The sequence below is a fragment of the Pseudomonas synxantha BG33R genome, from assembly GCF_000263715.2.
Classification (GTDB): Bacteria; Pseudomonadota; Gammaproteobacteria; order Pseudomonadales; family Pseudomonadaceae; genus Aquipseudomonas; species Aquipseudomonas synxantha_A.
Map to the genome: position 1 here is coordinate 629,923 of NZ_CM001514.1, position 18,986 is coordinate 648,908.

12 protein-coding genes and 2 tRNA genes are annotated in these 18,986 nt (G+C 59.1%); 9 read left to right on the forward strand and 5 right to left on the reverse strand.

The annotated features are described in order from the left end of the window. The first annotated feature begins 121 nt into the window (after positions 1-121). Positions 122-2,056, forward strand: a complete 1,935-nt coding sequence (locus PSEBG33_RS24155; RefSeq protein ID WP_005784240.1) for a methyl-accepting chemotaxis protein — start codon at positions 122-124, stop codon at positions 2,054-2,056. Positions 2,057-2,146: 90 nt separating this feature from the next. Here the strand turns inward: PSEBG33_RS24155 and PSEBG33_RS24150 are convergent, their stop codons facing one another. The 4 genes from PSEBG33_RS24150 to PSEBG33_RS24135 all read right to left on the reverse strand — a co-directional run bounded on the left by PSEBG33_RS24150 (position 2,147) and on the right by PSEBG33_RS24135 (position 5,196). Beyond that, complete coding sequence (locus PSEBG33_RS24150; protein WP_005784242.1) at positions 2,147-3,700, reverse strand: ABC transporter permease; 1,554 nt, start codon at positions 3,698-3,700, stop codon at positions 2,147-2,149. Next, positions 3,700-4,725, reverse strand: a complete 1,026-nt coding sequence (locus PSEBG33_RS24145) for an iron ABC transporter substrate-binding protein (RefSeq protein WP_005784244.1) — start codon at positions 4,723-4,725, stop codon at positions 3,700-3,702. The genes PSEBG33_RS24150 and PSEBG33_RS24145 overlap by 1 nt, the downstream gene beginning before the upstream one ends. Before the next feature lie 143 nt (positions 4,726-4,868). Beyond that, a tRNA-Leu gene (locus PSEBG33_RS24140) sits at positions 4,869-4,955 on the reverse strand. A 154-nt stretch (positions 4,956-5,109) separates the two neighbouring features. Beyond that, positions 5,110-5,196, reverse strand: a tRNA-Leu gene (locus PSEBG33_RS24135). Positions 5,197-5,421: 225 nt separating this feature from the next. On the opposite strand from PSEBG33_RS24135, the gene rnr reads away from it, so the two are divergent. The 7 genes from rnr to dnaB all read left to right on the forward strand — a co-directional run bounded on the left by rnr (position 5,422) and on the right by dnaB (position 12,693). Continuing rightward, positions 5,422-8,052 (forward strand): ribonuclease R, encoded by a 2,631-nt coding sequence (gene rnr / locus PSEBG33_RS24130; RefSeq protein ID WP_005784246.1) that lies wholly within the window; start codon positions 5,422-5,424, stop codon positions 8,050-8,052. Beyond that, positions 8,049-8,804, forward strand: coding sequence for a 23S rRNA (guanosine(2251)-2'-O)-methyltransferase RlmB (gene rlmB / locus PSEBG33_RS24125; RefSeq protein WP_005784248.1), 756 nt, complete (start codon positions 8,049-8,051; stop codon positions 8,802-8,804). Before rnr ends, rlmB begins: the two co-directional genes overlap by 4 nt. Before the next feature lie 308 nt (positions 8,805-9,112). Next, a complete protein-coding gene (gene rpsF, locus PSEBG33_RS24120; RefSeq protein WP_005784250.1) occupies positions 9,113-9,529 on the forward strand; it encodes a 30S ribosomal protein S6 in 417 nt (138 codons plus the stop codon). A 29-nt stretch (positions 9,530-9,558) separates the two neighbouring features. Continuing rightward, a complete protein-coding gene (rpsR, locus tag PSEBG33_RS24115; RefSeq protein WP_002551829.1) occupies positions 9,559-9,789 on the forward strand; it encodes a 30S ribosomal protein S18 in 231 nt (76 codons plus the stop codon). 36 nt (positions 9,790-9,825) lie between these two features. Next, positions 9,826-10,719 (forward strand): hypothetical protein, encoded by an 894-nt coding sequence (locus tag PSEBG33_RS24110; protein WP_005784252.1) that lies wholly within the window; start codon positions 9,826-9,828, stop codon positions 10,717-10,719. Positions 10,720-10,737: 18 nt separating this feature from the next. Next, complete coding sequence (rplI, locus tag PSEBG33_RS24105; protein WP_003171376.1) at positions 10,738-11,184, forward strand: 50S ribosomal protein L9; 447 nt, start codon at positions 10,738-10,740, stop codon at positions 11,182-11,184. Between the two features lie 111 nt (positions 11,185-11,295). After that, positions 11,296-12,693, forward strand: a complete 1,398-nt coding sequence (gene dnaB / locus PSEBG33_RS24100; RefSeq protein ID WP_003188079.1) for a replicative DNA helicase — start codon at positions 11,296-11,298, stop codon at positions 12,691-12,693. 4 nt (positions 12,694-12,697) lie between these two features. Here dnaB and PSEBG33_RS28135 read toward each other — a convergent pair whose 3' ends face one another. Then, on the reverse strand, positions 12,698-18,442 hold the full coding sequence (locus tag PSEBG33_RS28135; RefSeq protein WP_157264107.1) for a leucine-rich repeat domain-containing protein: 5,745 nt from the start codon (positions 18,440-18,442) through the stop codon (positions 12,698-12,700). Between the two features lie 63 nt (positions 18,443-18,505). Between PSEBG33_RS28135 and PSEBG33_RS29235 the strand changes: the two genes are divergently transcribed. Beyond that, a complete protein-coding gene (locus PSEBG33_RS29235) occupies positions 18,506-18,949 on the forward strand; it encodes a hypothetical protein (RefSeq protein WP_157264109.1) in 444 nt (147 codons plus the stop codon). The last annotated feature ends 37 nt before the right edge of the window (positions 18,950-18,986 follow it).

An 18,986-nucleotide genomic window follows, 5' to 3' on the forward strand; every position in this document is an offset into this window, starting at 1 on the left:
AGCAAAGGGCTCCTTCGGGAGCCCTTTGTCGTTTCTGTCTGGCAAACGGCACGACCCTTGCTGTGTTTCCCTCTTTCGAGGTGCTATCAAATTAGTGGCACCCGTGGTGGAGGGGTTTCCAGTGTCTGCCGTTCTCTCGTTGTTACAAAGCCGTCTGTTGCGGCCGGTGTTCGTTACCCTTGGTATCGCCCTTTTGGTGCAAGTGCTGGTTGCCGTCGCGCTGACGCGGAGCACCGTGACCGCGCTGGAAGCTGATTTGGGTAATCGTCTGGGCATCGATAGTCAGAAACTGTCTGGCGAATTGGCCCAGGCCGGCAAGGAGGTCATGTCCAGCCTGGACAGCTTGTCCTCCAGCACGCGCCAGCGCCTGACAGCCGGGCTTTCCACGCGTCTGCAGGAAGAGCAGAAGCAACTGCGTGCGACCCTGGAAAAAGACCTGAAAGACTCCGCCAATGACATGGCGCAGTTGCTGGCCTCCGTCGCACCCCGCGCCATGTGGGACAGCGATGTGCCAACACTCTCGGAATTTGCCCGGCGTGCCCAACGCAATCCCAATGTGTTGTTTGTCGTGTATGACGACGCCGCGGGTGAGCACCTGACGCGTTATCTGAACCGTGATAACCCGATCAACCAGGCGTTGCTGGCAAAGGGCGCGGGTGAGCGTGCCCTCGATAAGGTGTTGAACGCGGCCAAGACAGACCCGTCGGTGTACTACGTCGAAGCCTCCATCAGCCCAAATGGTGTGGAAATTGGCAAGGTGCGCATGGGCGTGTCGACCGCTGCGGTTGAGGCCGATCTGCAAGCATTGGATAAGCGCTTTGCCGCGCTGATCGCCAGCGGTGATCAACTGGTGGGCGACAGCCTGCAGGGAGCGGCGGCTGATAGTGCCAGCGCCATGGGCGCCAGGCTGCAGTCGGCACAGGCAACTGCCACCCAAATGACTGCAAACACCTCCAGTGCCGTACAAGAAGCGGCGGGCACCCTGCGTTGGCGTATTGGCATGGGCCTGGCATTGGTGGGGCTTGGCGTATTGCTGTTACTCGCTGTTGTGTTGGGCCGGCGCGTGGTCAATCGTCTCAAGCTGCTTATTGCCGCCATGGATGACCTCGCGGCAGGGGAGGGCGACCTCACCAAGCGTGTGCAGATCAACAGCAAGGACGAAATCGGTGATATGGCTTCGGCGGTCAATCGCTTTGTGGATAAGTTGCAGCCCATCGTGCGCGAGGCGGGCGATGTGGCCCAGCGTACCGGTGTGGAAATCGGCGCCATGACATTGCGTAACGCGGGCGCCGACGCGGCAGCGGGCTTGCAGCGCGACGAGGTTGCAGAGAGCTTGCGCGCACTTTCGCAGATGGCTGACGAGGCCCAGGCCGAAAGCCACGCCATGCAAGCGGCCTTGCAGCAGGTGGTGGATATTCGCCAGGCCACGGATGAGAACTCGCGCACCTCGGCTGAGGTCGGCAGCTTGATCGAGGCGTTGGCGGGGCAGGTGCAGGCTGGCTCCCAGGTGATCGAGCGGCTGGCGCAGCAAAGCGAGCAGATCGAAGTCGTACTTACCGTGATTCATGGCATTGCCGAGCAAACCAATTTGCTCGCCCTGAATGCGGCTATCGAAGCGGCGCGGGCGGGTGAGACTGGACGTGGCTTTGCCGTGGTGGCGGACGAAGTGCGTGCGCTGGCCAGCAAGACCCAAAGCTCCACAGGCGATATCCAGGCGCATATCGTGGCGTTACAACAGGGCGCGCGTGAGGCGGTGGAAACCATCGGCAAGGCTGGTCGCCAGGCCAATGAGGGCTTGCTGGTGTTGCGCGACAGTGTGCGTTTGCAGCAGACAGTGCAGGCGTCGGTCGAGCAGGTGCACGCCGCGATTGGTCTGGCGACGCGTGCGGCTGAGCACCAGGCTCAGGGCGCCCATGCGGTGCGTGGGCGGGTCGAAGTGATCCATGCCCAGGCCGAGCGTGCGGCGCAGGCAGTGGTGGAGACGACAGCCAGTGGCAAGGTGCTGGATGGGTTGGCGGCGCAGTTGAAGGCGAGTCTGGGGCAGTTCCGGGCTTAGTGTTGCCTGTGCCGGCCTCATCGGGGGCAAGCCCCTCCCACATTTGGAATGCGTTCCAATGTGGGAGGGGGCTTGCCCCCGATAGCGGTCTCAGCGACTCAGATACATCCGAGTCGTAAGCAAATACACCGGCAATCCCGACACCAATATCAACAACGCTGCATAAGGTGCCGCCGCCGCAAACTCCACATTCGAAGTATGCGCCCACACGGCAGTCGCCAAGGTATTCAACCCCGTAGGGCTGAGCAGCAACGTTGCCGTCAATTCCTTCATCGCATCCAGGAACACCAACGCAAACGCAGCCCCCAGCGCCGGAAAGATAATCGGCAACGTCACTCGGCAAAACGCACTGAACGACGAAGCGCCCAGCGTGCGCGCCGCCTCTTCCAGTTGTGGTGCTGCTTTGTTCAAAGCCGTACGAATCGGCGCCTGGGCCAATGGCAAAAACAGCAACGCATAAGCGATCAGCAGCAACGCCGAGGTCTGGTACAGCGCGGGCACGTAATGCAGCGCGAAATACACCAGTGTCAGTGCAATCACCAGGCCGGGCAGGGCGTGCAGCAGGTAGGGCAGCCGTTCGGCCCACAGTGCCAACTGGCCTTTGTAGCGCACCACCAGCAAACCTACGGGCACCGCCAGTACCAGGCACAACGCCGCGCCTCCCAGCGACAAGGCAAGTGAGGAGAGCAACGCCTCGCCAATTTCAGCCAGTGGAAACGCGGCGGAAGATCCGACGGCCAACCAATAACCGAGCATCCCCAGCGGAATGCCGCTGCCAATGATCGCCAGCGCCAGGCAATACACCTGCCCCAATGGTGCCCACTTGCCCAGCCGGACCTGCTCGGCATGTCGCGCCGCGCCCTGGCCAATGCGCACGTGTCGGCCTTTACCGCGCACGCGCAGCTCCAGCCACAGCAAGGTCAGGCACATCACCAGCAACACCGCCGAGAGCATCGCGGCATTGGCGTTGCTGAATTCCAATTCGAATTGCTGGTAGATCGCGGTGGTAAAGGTCTGCAGTCCGATGATCGACAAGGCCCCGAACTCCACCAGCATGTGCAGGGCGATCAGGAGTGCCCCGGCCAATAGCGACGGCCACAGCAGCGGCAAGGTGATGCGAAAGAACACGCCCCAGCGATTCAGTCCCAGGGTGCGCGCGGACTCTTCCAGGGATGGGTCAAGGTTACGCAAGGTTGCGGCCACCGGTAGAAACACCAGCGGGTACTTGGACAGACTCATCACCAGAATCGCGCCACCGAGCCCTTCGAAGCTCGCGCTCAGGGACACCCAGGTAAAGCTGCTGACAAACGCAGGCACCGCAAACGGCAGGCACAGGATTACGCCCCAGATCCTTCTTCCCGGCAGGTTGCTGCGTTCCAGCAGCCAGGCCAGGGACAGGCCGATCACGCCACAGGTCACGGTCACGCCGACCATCAGTGCGAGGGTGTTGCGCAGCAGGCCGAACACATACGGCCTCCACAGCAGATGCACCGCCTCTGCCCAGCCGGCCTGCCAGGCCTTGAGTCCGACATACGCCAGTGGCAGCAGGCTCAGGCCGACGAGCAGCAGTACTGGCAGCAACAGCCAGATCGACGGACGTTTGCGCCGTGGGCTGAATGCCCCGGCCGTTAGCGACGCGGTCATCAGTTCAAGCCAACATCACGTTCCAGTTCCAAGGCTTCTTCGGCGTTGCCAAGGTCGGCTGGGGTGACTTTCGGCGGCTGCAGCTCGCTAAAGGGCTTGAGGCCACGGTTGGACTCCATGCCTTTGCGCAGCGGGTATTCGGCCGAGGTGTTGGTGATCACGCGCTGGCCTTCTTCACTGGCCATGAATGCCAGCAGTTGCTGAGCTTCTTTGGGGTGTTTGCTGGATTTCAGTGCGGCAGCGGATGATACGGTGATCAGGCCGCCAGCATCGCCATCGGTGAAGTAGTGCAGTTGGGAGTCCAGGTTGGTTTTTTCCTTTTTCAGGGCAAACCAGTAATAGTTGTTCACCAGCACGGTGGCCACTTCGCCATTTTCAACGGCCTTGAGGGCGACCATATTGTTGCTGTACACCTTGCCGAAGGCGCGCAGGCCGGTCAGCCATTCTTCCGCGGCTTCACGGCCGTGCAGCTTAATGATCGCCACCGCTTGTTCTTGGAACGCGCCGCTGGTGGGTACGAAGCCGACCTTGCCTTGCCACTCGGGGCCGGCGAAGTCCAATACCGACTTGGGCAGGTCTTTTTCAGCAATCAGTTTTGGGTTGAAAGCCACGACGCGGGTGCGGGCGGTCACGCCCATCCAATCGCCGTTACGGCCAACGTAATCCTTGGGTAGTACATCGAGGGTGCTGGTATCGATCTTCGCCAGCAAACCTTGCTCGCCGAGTTTGTTCAGCGGCGGCGATTCTTCGGTATAGATCACGTCGGCGGGGGAGCGGTCTCCTTCTTCGACGACCTGGCTGGCCAACTGATTGCTGCTGCCTTTGCGCACGTTGACGTGAATGCCGGTCTTGGCTTCAAAGGCTTTGGCGAGTTCATCGCCGACTTCCTTATGTTGGCCGTTGTACAAGGTCAGGGCGATCTTGTCGGCAGAATAGGCGGCGGGCGAGAGCAGGGTCAGGCTGAGCAGGGTGAGGCTCAGGCCGCGCAGAAGGGATGTTTTGAGACGGTTATCGCGGATCATCATCCGAAGTGTTCCTCGCTATATGCAACAAATCATTGCAAGGATAAACGATAAAACTTCTCAAGTGCGGACGAGGGGGAAATCGCTGGGGAGTTTTTCGAGCGTCAGAAACGAAAAAACCCGCTTTCGCGGGTTTGATCTGAATTTGGTGCCCAGGAGAAGACTCGAACTTCCACGACCTTGCGATCACCAGCACCTGAAGCTGGCGTGTCTACCAATTTCACCACCTGGGCATTATCTAACAACGTTGCCGCTGTTGATGGGGCGAACTATACGGCGGGCTTTTTGATCTGTAAACCCCTGATTCGAAAAATATAAATCAATTTTTCCGTTAAAAATCAAAGGCCTTAAACGAAAAAACCCGCTTTCGCGGGTTTGATCTGAATTTGGTGCCCAGGAGAAGACTCGAACTTCCACGACCTTGCGATCACCAGCACCTGAAGCTGGCGTGTCTACCAATTTCACCACCTGGGCATTATCTGACAACGTTGCCGTCGTCGATGGCGCGCACTATACGGAGCGATATTTGAGCTGTAAACCCCTGCCATGAAAAAACCCTGGAAAATTTCGCCAGTGGTCGTGCAAGGTGCGCGGCGGGGGGCGTAAAGGTCTTTTAAACGCTTGTTGATACCTGAAATTTCCCGTTTCAATACGCGTATGCCAAACTAACCCACATATAGACAAGGTGAAAACTCTCTAATGGCCGATTGGCAGTCCCTCGATCCCGAGGCCGCTCGTGAAGCGGAAAAATATGAAAACCCTATTCCTAGCCGCGAACTGATCCTGGCGCACCTCGCCGATCGTGGTTCGCCTGCTAGCCGCGAGCAGTTGGTCGAAGAATTCGGTCTGACCACCGAAGACCAGCTCGAAGCCCTGCGCCGCCGTCTGCGTGCGATGGAGCGCGATGCTCAATTGATCTACACCCGTCGTGGCACTTACGCGCCGGTAGACAAGCTCGACCTGATCCTGGGCCGCATTGCCGGCCATCGTGACGGTTTCGGCTTCCTGATCCCGGATGACGGCAGTGACGATCTGTTCATGAGCCCGGCGCAAATGCGCCTGGTGTTCGATGGCGACCGCGCCCTGGCGCGGGTTTCCGGCCTGGACCGTCGCGGTCGTCGCGAAGGCGTGATCGTCGAAGTGGTGTCCCGTGCCCACGAGTCCATCGTCGGCCGTTACTTCGAAGAAGGCGGCATCGGCTTTGTCGTGCCGGATAACCCGAAGGTCCAGCAGGAAGTGCTGATCACCCCCGGCCGCAACGGTGCCGCCAAGGTCGGCCAGTTCGTCGAGGTGAAAATCACCCATTGGCCAACGGCGCGCTTCCAGCCCCAGGGCGATATCGTTGAAGTGGTCGGCAACTACATGGCGCCCGGCATGGAAATCGACGTTGCGCTGCGCACCTACGATATTCCTCACGTCTGGCCTGATGCCGTGCTCAAGGAAGCCGCCAAGCTCAAGCCGGAAGTCGAAGAGAAAGACAAAGAAAAACGCATCGACCTGCGTCATCTGCCGTTCGTCACCATTGACGGCGAAGATGCTCGCGACTTCGACGATGCGGTCTACTGCGAAGCCAAGCCTGGCAAGCTGCGCCTGTTCTCCGGCGGCTGGAAGCTGTACGTCGCGATTGCCGACGTGTCCAGCTACGTGAAGATCGGTTCGGCCCTGGATAACGAAGCCCAGGTGCGCGGTAACTCCGTGTACTTCCCTGAGCGCGTGATCCCGATGCTGCCTGAGCAGCTGTCCAACGGCCTGTGCTCCCTGAACCCGAAAGTCGACCGTTTGGCCATGGTGTGCGAGATGACCATCTCCAAAACCGGCGAAATGACCGACTACCAGTTCTACGAAGCGGTGATCCACTCCCAGGCGCGTCTGACCTACAACAAGGTCAGCACCATCCTGGAGACGCCGAAGACCAGCGAAGCCAAGGCCCTGCGTACCGAATACGCTGGCGTGGTCCCGCACCTCAAGCAGTTGTACTCGCTGTACAAGGTGCTGCTGGGCGCCCGTCATACCCGTGGCGCGATCGATTTTGAAACCCAGGAAACCCGGATTGTTTTCGGTTCCGAGCGCAAGATCGCCGCGATCACCCCGACCACCCGTAACGACGCGCACAAGTTGATTGAGGAATGCATGCTGGCGGCCAACGTGGCCACTGCCGAGTTCCTGAAGAAGCACGAAATTCCTGCGTTGTACCGCGTGCACGACGGTCCGCCGCCGGAGCGCCTGGAAAAACTGCGCGCCTTCCTTGGTGAGCTTGGCCTGTCCCTGCATAAAGGCAAGGATGGCCCGACGCCCAAGGATTACCAGGCTCTGCTGGCCAGCATCAAGGACCGTCCGGATTACCACGTGATCCAGACCGTGATGCTGCGATCCCTGAGCCAGGCGGTGTACAGCGCCGATAACCAGGGCCACTTTGGCCTCAACTACGAGGCGTACACCCACTTCACGTCGCCGATCCGTCGTTACCCGGATTTGCTCACGCACCGGGCGATCCGCAGCGTGATCCACTCCAAGCAGAACACCCCGCACGTCAAGCGCGCTGGTGCCATGACCATTCCGAAGGCACGGATCTATCCGTACGACGAGGCGGCCCTGGAACAGTTGGGCGAGCAGTGCTCCATGAGCGAGCGCCGCGCCGACGAAGCCACCCGCGACGTAGTGAACTGGCTCAAGTGCGAGTTCATGAAGGATCGTGTAGGCGAGTCGTTCCCGGGTGTGATCACCGCCGTGACCGGCTTTGGTCTGTTCGTGGAACTGACCGACATCTACGTCGAGGGCCTGGTGCATGTCACCGCCTTGCCGGGTGACTACTACCACTTCGATCCTGTGCACCACCGTCTGGCGGGCGAGCGCACCGGTCGCAGCTTCCGCTTGGGCGATACCGTCGAAGTGCAGGTCATGCGTGTCGACCTGGACGAACGCAAGATCGACTTCGGTATGCCTGACAAGCCTGCTGAGCCGGCTGGCCGCAAAAAGCGTGGCAGCGAAACTGCAGCGCCGGCTTCCAAAGGCAAGACCACTGGCGCGAAGACGGCTGCCGAGCCTGCACCTGCCAAGTCGGGGCGTCGCTCTTCCGCCAAGGACAAGGCTCCTGAAGCCTACCGCCCAAGCGATGCCGCGGCGAAAAACGCCGAGCTGCGCAAGAGCCGCGAGTTGAAGCAGCAGCTGCTCAACGAAGCCAAAAGTGGTGGTAAAGCGGCGTCTGGGGGAAAGTCCCAAGGGGCGGAAAAACCGTCGAGCAAGCCAAGTAAACATCGTAAAGGCCCGCCAAAAGCGGGCTCTGCCCCTGCGAAAAGCGGCGGGTCGCGCAAACCTAAGGCCAAGTCATGAGTCTGGAAAAAATCTACGGCGTGCATGCCGTAGAAGCACTGCTGCGTCATCACCCCAAACGCGTCAAGCAGGTTTGGCTGGCAGAAGGTCGCAGCGAGCCGCGTGTGCAGGCGCTGGTCGAACTGGCCACTCAAAACAAGGTTGCCATCGGCCAGGCCGAGCGTCGTGAAATGGACGTGTGGGTTGAAGGTGTTCACCAGGGCGTGGTTGCAGATGTCAGCCCAAGCCAGGTATGGGGCGAAGCCATGCTCGACGAGCTGCTCGACCGTACCGAAGGTGCGCCGCTCCTGCTGGTGCTGGACGGGGTGACCGACCCGCACAACCTTGGCGCCTGCCTGCGTTCGGCAGATGCTGCCGGCGCGCTGGCGGTGATCGTGCCTAAAGACAAGTCTGCAACCTTGACCCCGGTGGTGCGTAAAGTAGCGTGTGGTGCGGCGGAAGTGATTCCGCTGGTGGCCGTGACCAACCTGGCGCGCACCCTGGAGAAACTCCAGCAGCGTGGCCTGTGGGTCGTGGGTACGGCAGGCGAGGCCGAGGTCAGCATTTATGACCAGGACCTGACCGGCCCGACCATCCTGATCATGGGCGCCGAAGGCAAAGGCATGCGTCGTTTGACCCGTGAGCATTGCGATTACCTGGTGCACTTGCCGATGGCCGGTAGCGTCAGCAGCCTGAACGTGTCGGTGGCGACGGGCGTGTGCCTGTTTGAAGCCCAGCGTCAGCGTGGTGCCAAGGCTAAGACCAAGAAGTAATTTCGAGCCTGCACAGAAACAAAATGTGGGAGGGGGCTTGCTCCCGATAGCAGTGTGTCAGCTAAAAATAAGCTGGCTGACACACCGCAATCGGGAGCAAGCCCCCTCCCACATTAGTTTCTGGTGTTTGGAAGGTTGTTCAAATAATCACCAATCACCTTGCGCCGCTTCTCCCCCTTCTCTACAATTGCGCCCCTTGCCTTCCTGGCAGGCACCGATGTGCCTCCCCTACGGCAAGATCCATAAGTGTCATTCACTCCTTGTCTGACCGTTTTTGAGCGGCAGGCTACAACCCGTAAGGAGCATTCATGCGTCATTACGAAATCATCTTTTTGGTCCACCCGGATCAAAGCGAGCAAGTCGGCGGCATGGTTGAGCGTTACACCAAGCTGATCGAAGAAGACGGCGGCAAAATCCACCGTCTGGAAGATTGGGGCCGTCGTCAACTGGCCTACGCAATCAACAATGTTCACAAGGCTCACTACGTGATGCTGAACGTTGAGTGCACTGGCAAGGCCCTGGCCGAGCTGGAAGACAACTTCCGCTACAACGATGCAGTGATCCGTAACCTGGTCATCCGTCGCGAAGAAGCCGTTACCGGCCAATCCGAGATGCTCAAGGCTGAAGAAAACCGCAGTGAGCGCCGTGAGCGTCGCGACCGTCCTGAAGAAGGCGCTGATGATAGCGCTGATGACAGTGACAACAGCGATAACGCTGACGAGTAATCCACGGACCTTATTAAGGAGCCTATCAAATGGCACGTTTCTTCCGTCGTCGTAAATTCTGCCGCTTCACCGCTGAAGACGTGAAAGAGATCGATTACAAAGATCTCAACACTCTGAAAGCTTACGTATCCGAGACCGGCAAAATCGTTCCAAGCCGTATCACCGGTACCAAAGCACGTTATCAGCGTCAGCTGGCCACCGCTATCAAGCGCGCCCGCTTCCTGGCCCTGCTGGCCTACACCGACAGCCACGGCCGCTGAGACCGGGCAGTCGACAAGTAGTAAGGGATTGAATGCATGCGCGCCTTAGCTGAGTTCATCATGCGCGGTCGCGTGCAGGCCACTCTGGTAGTGGCTGGCTGTGCGGCATTGCCGTTGCTTTATTGGTTGGGTGCTGCCGCAGGTTGCCTTGTGCTGCTGCGGCGCGGTTTGAAGGACGCTCTTGGCGTTCTTGCCCTGGGTTTGTTGCCGGCCTTGATCTGGTGGTTGCAAATGGGTGATCCACGGGTACTTCTGGTACTGCTGGGGTCATCGAGCCTTGCGTTGGTTTTACGCGCAAGTGAGTCCTGGGTCCGTACGCTGCTGGTCAGCGTGGCATTGGGGTTGGTGTACTCAGTGATGCTTGGCGCGGCTTTCCGCCCGCAAATCGAGGCGCTGTCGCAGGAGATCGTCAAGATCCTGCCACTGGCTCTCGGGGATCTCTACCAGCAATTGTCGGTAGATGAGCGAGCGCGGTTTGCGTCACTGATTGCTCCGGTCCTGACCGGCCTGATTGCGGCACTGTTGCAGGTCGTCAGCGTGCTGAGCCTGATTCTTGGGCGTTATTGGCAGGCGTTGTTGTACAACCCGGGTGGTTTTGGTCGCGAGTTTCGCAGTATCAGAATCCCTGCGGGGCCGGCGATGTTGCTGCTGGCGTGCATGGTTGTCGGGCCGAACTTCGGTCCACAGATGGCCTTGCTGGCGCCGATTTGCAGCGTACCGCTGGTGTTTGCCGGGCTGGCCCTGATTCACGGGCTGGTTGCGCGAAAGCGCCTGGCCAGGTTCTGGCTGGTGGGGTTGTACGTCACGCTGTTGCTGTTCATGCAGCTGATCTATCCGTTACTCGTGGTTCTGGCCATTGTCGACGGCCTGATTGATTTTCGCGGACGTCTGGCGTCGAAAGATGCCGATAGCGCGAACGGTGAAGGTTAAAAGTTAGAGGATTTTCACATGCAACTGATCCTTCTGGAAAAAGTCGCCAACCTGGGCAACCTGGGCGACAAAGTGAACGTTAAGGCCGGCTACGGTCGTAACTACCTGCTGCCATACGGCAAAGCCACCGCTGCAACCGCTGCCAACCTGGCTGCGTTTGAAGAGCGTCGTGCTGAGCTGGAAAAAGCCGCAGCAGACAAAAAAGCTTCGGCCGAAACTCGCGCTGCCCAACTGGCTGAGCTGGAAGTGACTATCACTGCCACCGCCGGTGACGAAGGCAAGCTGTTCGGTTCGATCGGCACCCACGACATCGCTGATGCACTGACCGCCTCCGGCGTTGAAGTGCAGAAGAGCGAAGTTCGTCTGCCGAACGGCACCATCCGCAACGTAGGCGAATTCGACGTAGCCGTGCACCTGCACGCCGAAGTTGAAGCCACCGTACGCGTTGTCGTGGTAGCAGCTTAAGTCGCACCTAACTGACTGGCACCTCGCGTGTCAGCCGGTTAACATCGGGCACGATCCTGTTTACAGGTCGTGCCTTTTGTTTTTCTACACACCCTTAAATTCCAAGTGGCCATGAACGAAATCTCCGCTCCTGAGCAATACGATCTGCAAACCGCTGCCCTGAAGGTGCCGCCGCATTCCATCGAGGCCGAACAGGCCGTGCTCGGTGGCTTGATGCTGGACAACAACGCCTGGGAACGCGTGCTGGATCAAGTCTCGGACGGTGACTTCTATCGCCATGACCACCGCCTGATCTTCCGCGCCATCGCCAAGCTGGCCGACCAGAACTCACCGATCGACGTGGTGACGCTGGCCGAACAACTGGACAAGGAAGGCCAGACCTCCCAGGTCGGCGGCCTGGGCTATCTCGGTGAGCTGGCGAAAAACACGCCGTCCGTCGCCAACATCAAGGCCTATGCGCAGATCGTCCGCGAGCGCGCCACCCTGCGCCAGTTGATCGGCATCAGCACCGAAATCGCCGACAGCGCCTTCAACCCGGAAGGCCGTACCGCCGCCGAGATCCTTGATGAAGCCGAACGCCAGATCTTCCAGATCGCCGAAGCACGGCCCAAAACCGGCGGCCCGGTCAGCGTCAACGACCTGCTGACCAAGGCTATCGACCGTATCGATACCTTGTTCAACACCGACGCGGCCATTACCGGTATTTCCACCGGCTACACCGACCTCGACGAAAAGACCAGCGGCCTGCAACCGTCCGACCTGATCATCGTCGCCGGCCGTCCGTCCATGGGTAAGACCACCTTTGCGATGAACCTGGTGGAAAACGCCGTACTGCGCAGCGACAAGGCGGTATTGGTGTACTCCCTCGAAATGCCAGGCGAATCGCTGATCATGCGTATGCTTTCGTCCCTGGGTCGTATCGACCAGACCAAAGTGCGTTCCGGCCAGTTGGAAGACGACGATTGGCCGCGCCTGACCTCGGCGGTCAACCTGCTCAATGACCGCAAGCTGTTCATCGACGACACGGCCGGTATCAGCCCGTCCGAGATGCGTGCGCGTACCCGCCGACTGGTGCGCGAGCACGGTGATATCGCGCTGATCATGATCGACTACCTGCAACTGATGCAGATCCCGGGTTCCAGCGGCGACAACCGTACCAACGAGATTTCCGAAATCTCCCGGTCCCTCAAAGCCCTGGCCAAGGAATTCAACTGCCCGGTGGTGGCGCTGTCCCAGCTCAACCGCTCCCTGGAGCAACGCCCCAACAAGCGCCCGGTGAACTCCGACTTGCGTGAATCCGGAGCAATCGAGCAGGACGCCGACGTGATCATGTTCGTGTACCGCGACGAGGTGTACCACCCCGAAACGGAACACAAGGGCATCGCCGAGATCATCATCGGCAAGCAGCGTAACGGCCCGATCGGCTTTATCCGCCTGGCGTTCATCGGTAAGTACACACGCTTCGAGAACCTGGCACCGGGCAGTTACAACTTCGACGACGATGAGTAAACACTCACATTTCGCGGGTTGATTCGCGGTCTTTTGTGACCGCCGCCGTCGTGATCAGGTTGGGTTCTGCGTTGAGCATCATGCCAGCGGCCAGCAAGCGCTGCTCATAGCGTTGTATTTGCACGCGAGTGACGCTGGACAGCGGGTTGTGTGACACCTCAGTGATGCTGTTGACTTGGACGGAGTGCGCCAGCCAATTAGCCGTTGGCTCAACCACGTAGTCCGGAATTTCGGTTATTTGGTTGTGGTTCAGCTTGATCCTCTCCAGGCCAGGCTGGGTAAACAGGCCGGTCGGCCAGGTGTCGATACCTGTATTCGACAGATTGACGTCGCACATTTCGGTCATCAGGCTGAAATCGGGGGGTGTCTCCAATCCCGGGTTGTTATGCAGCCACAATGCCTTGAGTGTGGTTCGCCCGGAAAGCACTTGCGCAGCCTCGACAGTCAGTTTCAGCTGGTTATTCTGTAGGAATAGACGCGTCAGGCCATTCATTTCAGCCACGCCCTCGGGCAGCTCCGTTAGATGGTTTCTCGCCAGATTCAGCCAGCGTATATTACGAAATTGACCCAGGAAGCCCTTTGGGAGAGCCTTCAGGTTCATCTTGCTCAATTTAAGCGACCCGACATGTTTGAAGTCGGCGTTGATGGGTGGCAGGTTGGGCAGTTTCAGTCCGCTCAGATTCAGCTCCTGGCCAATCGGCGTGCCATTGGCGGCAAATTGTTGGGGGGCGTTTAACTGCCAGCAACTGAGGATTCGCTCCCTGGCCTTTTCCAAGTCCGCGCGCAGGCGGTCACCTTGTTGTGTGGAAGACGAGGCGTCCTGCACATCGCCACCTTCTACGCGTACCCAATAATCGAGTTGCGCTGTTAATCGTTCAAATTGTCTGCCTAGTGTGCCGGATGAAACGCCTTGCCCCATGCGCCAGAGCCGCTCCCTGCATTCCTTGATGCGCATGGTCGGATGCTGTTGACGGTAGCGCTGTGCCGGAGAGTTCTTTACGTCGAAAACTTTAGGATCAGCGGGGTCCGCCAGTTCCGGATGAGTGTCGTACAGGCGTTGCCAATATTCATCGAACTTTTTCCAATATTGGGCGGGGAACCGGTTGCCCTCCAGCCGCGTGCCGGCATTGATCCGCGCCACTGTTTGCAGGTTTTCGGCGGCAGGATTGAGGTTGGCCTGCGGCACTTCACGCAAGTTGTTGAAGCGCAAGTCCAAGTGAGCCAAAGACGGCAGGTTCAGTAACCCGGTGGGCCACTGACTTATCCCGGTGTTAGATAAGACCACAGTGTTCAAGCTGGTCATGGTGCTGAAGTCAGGTGTTATCTGCAGTGGGTTTTCCGAAAGATCGAGAACTCCTAGTTGGTCCAGCTTACTCAGGATCGAAGCACTCGTTTCATCCAGCTTCATGTTGTTTCGGCACAGGCTCAGGTTAACCAGTTTTTTCATCTGGCCAATGCTGGCAGGCAACGTCTCAATGTTGGAGTAGGCAATGCTCAGCACGGTCAGGTTGGGGAAGTTTGCCAGGAACGTATCTGCACCGGCCGACGAGGTTACCGAGTCGATACTGAGTATTTTGACGTGGCTGAAATCGGCGGTCAGTGCCGGAAGGGGGGCCCTCAAGGAAGGCAGGCGTAATGAGTCCGCTGACTTGACCCAGCACTCCCTGATTAATTTGGAAGCGTAGGCCGAGTCCGGTTTTTGGGTGCCCGGAGGGCGAGGGGCGTTGGGGTCATGCTCGGCGATATAGCATACCAGTTGCTTGTCCAACTGATCGAAGGCCTGGATACGCGCCATTTCTGTTTCTGTGTTGTCACCCAGGCCAATCAGATACTCCTTGGCGGCCTGGGCGTTTTTCTCGGGATACATCCGCTGTACTACCTGGATCTCATGCGCGTCCGCCTCGATCCTGAAGGCACCGGTTTGAGCCGGTGTGCTCAGTTCGGGGTGATTGGTAGCCAAGCGTTGCCAATACGCTTCAAGGGTCTTCCAGTAGCCAGCGGGGAATGGGTTGCCCTCAAGAAGCGTAACGCCGTTGACGTGGACCATGGCGTTGAGTTGTTCAGGCGCCGGGTTCAGGTTGGCCTCAGGCACTTGGCGCAATTGGTTGTTGCGCAGATCGACAAGTTTTAGCGCGCTCGCGTTGTGCAGGCCGGTTGGCCACTGATCTATTTGAGTATCGCTCAAGTCCAAGGTTTTAAGCCCCGGCATCTGACTGAAGTCCAGGGCTGCCCCCAGCGGGTTTCCCGACAGGTCAACTTGTTTGAGCGTTGTGAGGGCGCTGATTTTTTGAGCGCTTTGTGTGTCCAGGCGGATGTGATTAGACCTCAGGTTCAAAGTGGTCAGTTTAGTCATGTCACCAATCGCGGGGGGCAGCGCGGCGAGTTTGGAGCGGGTGATGTCCAGGCGTTCAAGGGCCGTGAAATTGCTCAGGAATACATCGGCGTTCTCTGACCAGGCAACGGACTCCATGAAAAGCTCGCGCACATGGCTGAAATCTGCTTTTAAGGCGGGCAGCGATGCGAGGTTCGCGGGTAACTTCAGTTGTGCGCCTGTCTCCCGACGCCAGCACTGTTTGACCTCATCGGTAGCGAGCTTGGCCCAGCCTGCAGATTCGGATGCGTTCGCATGCCGCCATGCCTTCAACTCCGTGCTGAGGGTTCTGTACTCGGCTTCCCGTCGCTCCAGCCCGCCAGCAATGTCGCTGCCCAGAGACTGGATAAAGGCGTTGATCTGTCCCTGGTCAAAAGACGGGAACAGTGTGTGCACCCTCCGCTGCGGGCTGCGCAGTTGATTCAAGAGTGCGCTGGCACGGTCGGCCAATTGCCGAAAGAACGACCAGTCATGTCCCTCGCCGCGTACACCCCCCGGTGCGCCGACGATGGCGCTGACCCACACATTGGCGGCATTGCGCCGGATGGCATGGCTTTCGCCGAAGCGGCTGCCGTTGTAGATGTTATCTGCGTCCATCGCCACCGGATCGCCCGGTTTTACGATGCGCCAGACTTTGCCTGTCGCCGAGGAGGCGTCGCGGTCGAGCATGACCTGATAGGGGCCGTCGTCGATGTTCGCGTATTGACGCCCGCCCAGGGCATGAACGCCGTCTGCGTCGGCATTGTCTGGCACCTGCTTGTGGGGTATCCGGAAAGCACTGATGCTTTGGTTCGACAGCGGCGCCTCCCGCGAAGGTGTGAGAAATTCCGGCAGGTGCGCCTGCTGTACGCGCGCCTGTTCAAGCACGTCCTGAGCCAGCACGGCGATGTCGTGGGGTTCAAGGCCCAGCTCATTGCGTTGGGTTTCGGTGAGGGCGTGCAAGGTGGCGCCGAGTAGGCTGTTCTCCCCGGCGACTGCCGTTTTCAGGTCGCCACTGTCCTGTAGGTAACCGGCATATTCAGTGCCGGACTTGACCAACATGACGAAGCTGTCTGCGTCTTCGCTCCCATAGGTGTCCAGCAGTGAACCTCGCTGGGTGATCCGCCCGGTCTGATCGGTGGAGCCTTGATAAACCTGCACTCCGACGTCGCTCGGCCAGCCCGGCAAGAGCGTCAGCAGGTTGCAGAACAGGGCTTGGCTTTGCGCGTTGAGACCGAGGCCGCTCGGGTCCGACAGTGCGTTGAGCGCCTCAATGATGGTGCTTTGTTGAATACTTTTGTGAATGGCTTCGCGCACCGGAGCCTCCAGGCGCGAATACAGGCCGATGTCACGCAACGAGGGATGATGCTGTAGCAAGTCCGCGGCCATTGCCCGTGAAAGGTCCGGAAAGCGACGCCGCAACAGGCCGATTGCGAGTTCACCACCGGGCGTCTGCTCGAACTGCGCCGTGGGTGCAAACCGAGTGGCTGGATGTTTTGCATTCAGGTGGTCGCGCAGTCGGCCATCGCGTAACGCCGCATACACTGCTGCTTGATGTGTCTGAAGGTGTGCTGCGAGTTTTTTCCTCAGCCCAAGCAGTCGGCTTGCCAGGGGTTGCTCTTCACTGCCGTGACCTGTCTTACCCAATGTGCTATCCGGGACGAGCCGTTCATGTTCCTGCAGGACCTGTTGCATGAGTGAGGCAATCGACGAGCCAAATGCCAGGGCCAGGTAGCGATCGCGCCCGTCCTTGCGTAGCTCGATTGTGGCCAAGGGCTGTGTGTTGGCCCCGAGCACGGGTGCGTGGCTGGACAGCAAGGTCTTGCCGTCAGGGGTGTACAGCTTGATCGTGCAGGTGCCCAGGTCGGCCATTAGTGCAGGCATGACCTGATCGGCGATGGGCGGCAGCGGACCATCGTTCTGCCCGAGCGCCGTTTGCAACTGGGTGAGCCCATCGCGCAGTTGCTGATTCTCGATAGCCTGCGTCAATGCGACAGGGGTGGGCCGGCGATCGAACCAGATATCCAGCAGCTCCTGGCGATCGACGGCCGCGACATCCAGGGCGCGCTTGCAAGCTGTCGGGCTCAGCGGCAACTCGCTGGGCGAGATCATGTGCTGCAGCAGTTGGGCTTCGTTCAGCGCACGGGTATCGATGGGGTCGAGTGTCCAGCGGTCATGTTTGGCTGAGTAAGTGACATAGGGGTGAATGCTTGAAGAGCCCGGCATGTCCAGTTGATAGCGCCCGGAGCTTTTTTCGAGAGTGACCTGGGCGAATTTGGTTTGGTTGTCGACCTGCAGTTTGATGTAGCTTCGGTTGTCCTTTTCAAACAGCCCTTGAGGGTTTTGTTCAAGCCCTGTCAGGTAGTTCGGGTCGATTTGTGTGTAGTCGTTGATGAACCACAACCCTGGCTTGCCGTCTTTGGCAGTAGCGTAGTTGGGGTTGCCCAGCGCGTTCATCAACTGGCGGGTGCGGCGTGCAGATAACTTTGCCGCTGCACCCTGCAAGCGCAGCCCCACCAGCAGGTCAAGAATGTCACCGACGGCTTGCACCAGCTCGGCCTGCTGGCCTCGGCGCAGCGCCGCAATGGCAGACCAGCTCTGATAGACGAGGGTGCCCAGCATTGCGACCAACATGATTTTGCCCAAACCTGTCACGCCACCGGGAAGGGGGATCAGCAGCATCGACAAGGTTTCGCTGACCAGATAGGTGGCCAACGCAATGGCGGCCTCTCGGTCCGCCAATTTATTGGTGCGGGCCAGTCGGATAAGGTCCGATTGTATCGGCCACGCCTGGTGGATCGGCAAGGTGTGGGCGAGGCAGCGGATGTCCGTGCCGATTTTTTCCACCGCCAGTTTTTGCCTGTTTGGGGTCTTGCTGGCGAACAGGTCATACAGGATTCTGGCATGCCAGGCGAGCTCGTCCCGGTTGACCTTCAGCGGTTTGATAAAGGTTCGCAGCTGTTCCTGATTGTTCAGGGAGATGGCCTTCATGAACCAGCTGAAGTGTGCCAGCCCCACGTCGTTGCGGATCTGGTCCTGCAGCGAGTCCACGGCTTCTTGCCTGGAGGCATGTCGGCGTAACGCGCCATTGGGGCGGTCCGGGAAGTAGCTGTAGACGCAAGAGCCGTCGGGCGTGTCAAAGCGACGAGTAAAGAACGGCAGGGCAATCTTTTCGCCGCCGGCGTCCAGTTGGTAGAGGTCCCAATACACGCTGGTGTCGAACAGCCAGTCTTTAAGTTCATTGAATTCCCATTCGCTGATACTCCAAGACTCATTGGTACGATAGGCGTCCCTCAATGCGACCAGCAGCTTGGTGCTTTGCAGGCCGAATAGCGGATTGGACAGACGCTTCTTGAACTCTTTTTCGATGTAGTCGCTGATGCGCGTGCCGATGTCCACGCTCCTTGCGACGGCCACGAAGGCTTTGACGCTGATGACGTTGCCGCTGATAGAGCTGGCGCGTTGTTCTTCGGTGGAGAAATACGCAGTAAACCCGAAGTTGCGATACGCGGCCTCCAGCAAGGTGATCGAGCGTTCGTACTCACGTACGCCCAGGTCCTCTTTGTAGATACGCACGTTGTTGCCCAGGCGATCGTTGGCGGGGAGGTCATCCTGGGAGACCGGCAACTGCCGGATCCGCGTCTTCAGGTAGGTGGTGCGCGAATTGATGGCCGTGCCGGTTTTGCTCTTCAGCTCTCGCTCCAGAGCGTCGACCATTTGCTGGCTCAAGTCGTTGTAAAGATCTGTGAGGGCGTTGCCGAGGGTTTGCTCGCGCTCCACCAGATCCTTGCTCAGGCGCAGGTATTCTTTTTGCTCGTCCACGCCCATTTTGCCCATGAAGGCATTTACGTTTTCCTGTATCAGTTGAAAGATCTGTTGTTCGGCCCAGCTTTCGTTGGTGAGTAATGCAGGTTGCTCTGCGTCAAAGGTGACTGAGTTGGTC

Excerpts from the sequence above, each read along its gene's own strand:
- PSEBG33_RS24150 (WP_005784242.1), bottom strand. The coding sequence starts at position 3,700 with ATGACCGCGTCGCTAACGGCCGGGGCATTCAGCCCACGGCGCAAACGT.
- PSEBG33_RS24145 (WP_005784244.1), bottom strand. The coding sequence starts at position 4,725 with ATGATGATCCGCGATAACCGTCTCAAAACATCCCTTCTGCGCGGCCTG.
- rnr (WP_005784246.1), top strand. The coding sequence starts at position 5,422 with ATGGCCGATTGGCAGTCCCTCGATCCCGAGGCCGCTCGTGAAGCGGAA.
- rlmB (WP_005784248.1), top strand. The coding sequence starts at position 8,049 with ATGAGTCTGGAAAAAATCTACGGCGTGCATGCCGTAGAAGCACTGCTG.
- rpsF (WP_005784250.1), top strand. The coding sequence starts at position 9,113 with ATGCGTCATTACGAAATCATCTTTTTGGTCCACCCGGATCAAAGCGAG.
- rpsR (WP_002551829.1), top strand. The coding sequence starts at position 9,559 with ATGGCACGTTTCTTCCGTCGTCGTAAATTCTGCCGCTTCACCGCTGAA.
- PSEBG33_RS24110 (WP_005784252.1), top strand. The coding sequence starts at position 9,826 with ATGCGCGCCTTAGCTGAGTTCATCATGCGCGGTCGCGTGCAGGCCACT.
- rplI (WP_003171376.1), top strand. The coding sequence starts at position 10,738 with ATGCAACTGATCCTTCTGGAAAAAGTCGCCAACCTGGGCAACCTGGGC.
- dnaB (WP_003188079.1), top strand. The coding sequence starts at position 11,296 with ATGAACGAAATCTCCGCTCCTGAGCAATACGATCTGCAAACCGCTGCC.